Raw genomic sequence first — 5,334 nt, 5'->3', positions numbered from 1 at the left:
CCCGTATTTGAAGCAACTGGCTATGATAATACAAGTAAGGTATTTAACGGGCGATCAAATAAAACAGGCGCTATGCAGCATGCGGGTACTTATTATTACTTGCTGGAATACCGCAATAAAGGCCAGTTGAAACGTAAAACCGGCTATTTAATCATTAAATATTAATATGAGGATAACCGGCTTTTTAAGCATTGCATTTTTTTTAATAGGATTTAGTTTACAACTCAATGCGGGCCGGGACTTTGCAAAAACACATATCAGTTACTAAAAACAGCGCTTTGTAGCATTCAGCAATCCCGCCGGAACCACAGCATCAATTGGCCCGAAAACTATTTCAGTTATTCGTTATTTTATCGTACATTTTTAAATTTGAAAATTACTGCCTGATTCAAAACATTTTAAGTATTTTCGACTGAATATTAACTATTTCTAAATAAGGCATACCAAACAGTTAAATCACGCAGATATTTTACGGCTGTTTTTGGGTTATATCTTTTTTAGGAACAGGGCATATCTAACCTTAATCACCTTATAAAAAAATTGAATCAGGCACCAGGAACCAAAAGTCAAAAAAAGTACAGGTAAAAGTTAATCAATCCAGGCCGCAGGCTGCGCTTATCGGCGTAAATGGGCATGGTTTTATTTTTTTATCCCTGACTCCCGGTTTATATAAAGTGCCAGAGGTATTAATTGCTATTAAAAGTTTCCGTTTTTAAACCAACATTATGAAAAAAAACCTACACCTTTCAATTTCACTACTCCTTTATAGATTATTGAATTACAGAGCATTATATATAGCTTTTTTTATAACTCTCCTGTCGGTTAAATTATTTGCGCAGGTGCCTAATCAAACTGTTAATAATGGTACTTTAACAGCACCTGTTAATTTCCCATCAACAGGATGTACATATAACTGGGTAAATGACTCTCCTGGCATCGGTTTGGCCGCAAGCGGTATTGGGAAAATCCCGGCATTTACTTCAATAAATAATGGCAGCACTCCGGTTACGGCTACTATTACAGCCAAACCTGTCGCCGCAGGCTTTGCATATATATCTAACTATTATGGCGGAACAGTTTCGGTAATCAATACAGAGACTAATACCGTTGTTGCCACCATCCGGGTAGGAACACTACCTAATGGGGTAACGGTGAGCCCCGACGGCAGCCGGGTTTATGTAGTAAATGCGTATCCGGATTATAACGTCTCTGTAATAAATACTGCGACAAATAGTGTTGTAGCAAGCATCCCTGTAGGCAATGACCCTTTTTGTGCGGTGGTAAGTCCGGATGGCAGCCGACTTTACGTTTCAAATTATGTTTCGGGCGACATCTCCGTTATCAATACTATAACTAATACTCTGATAGCAACAATTACGGTAGGCCTAAATCCGTATGGTGTAGCGGTAAGTCCGGACGGCAGTAAAGTATATGTAGCAAATCAAATTTCAAACTCTGTCTCGGTGATTAATACCGCAACAAATACAGTGACAGCTACTGTTACAGTAGGTTCATCTCCTGTTGGCGTTTCTGTAACCCCTGATGGCAGCAACGTATATGTATCGAATTCACTGGGAAATAGCGTATCGGTCATTAACACCACAAACAATACAGTAATTTCTACTATTCCGGTAGGTGGCGGCCCTACTGGTCTTTCAGCGAGTACAGATGGCAGTCGGGTATACGTGGCGAATGCAAGTTCAAACAGTGTATCGGTCATCAATACCGCAACTAATACCGTTACAGCTACAATAGCGGCTGATTCATCTCCTGTTGGCATTTCTGTAAGCCCCGATGGCTACAATGTATATGTCGCAAATGAAGCCTCAAATACTGTTTCTGTTATTAATACTGCAACTAATACCATAACAGCAACAGTTGTGGTAGGTAACACCCCTATTTCAATAGGCAATTTTATTAAAGCGGGCACGAGCTGTAGCGGTAGCCAAATTACATTTACAATAACGGTAAACCCGGCACCATCCATCAACATCAGCACCGTTACCGGCAATATTTCTGCATGTGCAGGTACGGTTTCGGCAAGCCCAAATATCCAGCAGTTTAAAGTTGCCGGCACCGGTTTAACAGGTAGTATAATAGCAACTGCCCCAACCGGCTTCGAAGTGTCCCTATCGGCGGGCAGCGGTTATGGCGGCACTGTAACGCTTACACAGTCAGGCGGCGTAATAAGCAGCACCACGGTGTATGTGCGGTCGGCGGCTACTGCGCCGGCAGGTAGCATATCAGGCAACGTCGTGCTGAGTTCAACAGGAGCCACAAGCCAGAATACTGCGGTAACAGGCAGAATAAATGCATTACCGGTGACTGATCCAATCACCAATCAAACCCTTAAAAACGGTGATACTACTGCAGCCATTAGTTTTACAGGTACCGGCAATACCTTTACCTGGGTTAATAATACTCCGGGCATTGGTTTGGCCGCGGGCGGTACCGGAAATATCGCCGCATTTACCGCTGTAAATACAAGCTTCAGCCCGGTGACTGCAACTATTACAGTTACCCCCCAGGTGGCGCCTCTTGCCTATGTGGCAAATGGGGAAGAGGATAATACGGTCTCGGTAATCAATACAATAACCAATAAGGTAATTGCAACTATTCCTGTAGGCTCGGGCCCTTTTAACGTTGCGGTAAGCCCGGATAACAGCAAGGTTTATGTTGCAAATACCCATTCAAACTCCGTTTCGGTAATTAATACGACAACTAATACGGTTACAGCCACTATTGATCTGCATGTTATAACACAACCTGCCGCTATCACGGTAAGTCCCGACGGCAGCAAGGTATATGTAGGATATTCAGGCGGCAACACGGTTACGGTTATTAACGCTGCAACCAACGCTATAACTGCTACAATAACATTAACCGGCTATACAAGTGGTTTAGCCTTAAGTCCCGATGGCAGCCGTTTGTATGTGACTGATGCAAGCGGTGGCTCAAATGCTATACGCATTATTAATACCGCAACCAACGCCATTATAGGCAGCATTAACGCGGGTAATACAATAGCCATAATTTTAAGCCCGGATGGCAGTAAAATCTATGCACTAAATTATTTTTCAAATACTGTTTCCGTGATCGATGCCACAACCAATGTTATTACAACTACTATCCCGGTAGGGAGCCATCCCTGGGGTGTAGCATTAAGCCCGGATGGCAGCATGTTGTATGTTACCAATGGTTATTCAAATAATATTTCCGTCATCAATACCGCAACAAATGTTGTTACAGCTACTATCCCCGCCGGTTTAGCTCCTACAGGCATATCGGTAAGCCAGGACGGCCGATTTTTGTATGTAGAAACTCCAGGTAATGTGTTAGTAATTAACGCTGCTACCCACGCAACTGTAGCTACAATTCCTGTAGGTTCGTCAGCCATTTCGTACGGCAATTTCATTACTGGTGGTGGAAGCTGCGCCGGCGCAGCGGCTAACTTTACTATTACCGTAAACCCATCTCCTCCTGCCATTCATGGCGGTACAGCAGCAGGCACTATTTCTGCTTGTTTAGGCAGTGCTTCATTAAACACGCAACGGTTTATGGTTACCGGCAATGGTTTAACAGGCAATATTACCGCTACAGCCCCAACTGGCTTTGAGGTATCACTTGCCTACAGCAGCGGATTTGCCAGCGCTGTAACCATTACACAAGTAGCGGGCAAGGTAAATAGCACCCTAATTTATGTACGGTCGGCGGCAACAGCGCCGGTTGGCAGCATATCAGGTAGCGTAACGCTAACTTCGCCAGGCATAACCAGCCAAAATGTAGCGGTAACCGGAACAATAAATACATTGCCAACAGTAAACACCATACCCAACCAAACAATTACAAACGGCGGTAGTACCGCAGCTATTAACTTTACAGGCACAGGCAATACTTTTACCTGGGTTAATGATACGCCCGGCGCAGGCCTTGCAGCAAGCGGTATTGGGAATATAGCATCTTTTACGGGCGTAAATACAGGCAGCAGCCCCGTTACAGCTACCATTACCGTTACACCGGTTTCGGCAGGCTTTGCATATATAGCAAATTTTAACTCCAATAATATCTCGGTAATCAACACGGTTACTGATGCAGTGATTGCTACAATACCTGTGGGACAGGGGCCGCTAGCCGTAGGCAGATCGGCCGACGGCAGCCGCGTGTATGTGGCAAATCAAACGGACAATACCGTGTCGGTTATCAATACTATAACTAATACTGTGATAACAACCATTCCAGTAGGCCTATACCCGCAAGGTGTAACGGTAAGTCCGGACGGCAGTAAAGTATATGTAGCAAATGCTTTTTCAAATTCAGTCTCGGTGATCAATACCGTAACAAATACGGTAACAGCTACTATTGAGGTAGGTTCATTTCCCCACGGCATTTCTGTAAGCCCCGATGGCAGCACGGTATACGTATCGAATTCACTGGGGGCTAGCGTATCGGTCATTTACACCCCCAATAGAACAGTTTATACTATTCCGGTAGGCAGTAATCCTAATAGTATTTCAACGAGTACAGATGGCAGCAAGGTTTATGTAGCAAATTATGATTCAAACAGTGTCTCGGTGATCAATACCGCAGCTGATACTGTTGCAGCTACAATAACGGTTGGTTTATCTCCTGTCGGCGTTTCTGTAAGCCCCGATGGCAGCAAGGTATATGTGTCAAATTTTGTTTCAAAAACCGTCTCGGTTATAAATACTACGACTAATACCGTTATCGCGACAATTACTGTTGGTTCCGATGTCGGTAGTTTATCGGTGAATTCAGATGGCAGCAAGGTTTATGTAGCAAATTATTATTCAAACACTGTCTCGGTTATTAATACTATAACAAATGCCGTAATAACCGCCATACCTGTAGGTCAGGGACCAGCATCATCAGGAAATTTTATTACCTATGGAACAGGCTGTGCAGGCGCACCTATCACCTTCACCATCACCGTAAACCCATCCAATAATCCTTCGCTAAGTTCATTAACCATGAACCCGGGTTCTCCGCTGATCCTGGCAAGTTCGGCAGTTGGTACAGTAAATTATACCACCGGGGTCGACGCAACAACCAGTAGCGTAACGCTTACCCCAACAGCAACATATCCAAGTGGCACTATTACAATAAACGGTGTACCGGTAACCAACGGTACAGCATCGGCTCCCATACCGCTTAATAGCGGCCCCACTTTAATAACTACCGTGGTAACTGCGCCGGATGGCATTGCTACAAAAACCTATACCGTAACGGTAAACAAAACGGGGTCAAACAGCGGCGCGTTAAGCACGTTGATCCTGAGCCCGGCTTCTCCGCTGCTGCTGACAAGCGCCACCGTAA

At 44.4% G+C, this 5,334-nt stretch carries 2 protein-coding genes; both read left to right on the top strand.

The window, feature by feature from the left end:
• A partial coding sequence (locus tag AC1DU2_RS30665) for a T9SS type B sorting domain-containing protein (protein ID WP_477389414.1) occupies positions 1-165 on the top strand: 165 nt, incomplete at its 5' end.
• A 560-nt stretch (positions 166-725) separates the two neighbouring features.
• Positions 726-5,334 (top strand): YVTN family beta-propeller repeat protein (locus AC1DU2_RS30660; protein WP_477389412.1); only part of this gene is annotated, 4,609 nt, incomplete at its 3' end.

It is taken from the genome of Mucilaginibacter sp. P4_C11 (assembly GCF_056402115.1).
Note: the sequence above shows the minus strand (reverse complement) of the source record. Positions and strands in the feature narration are given on the sequence as shown.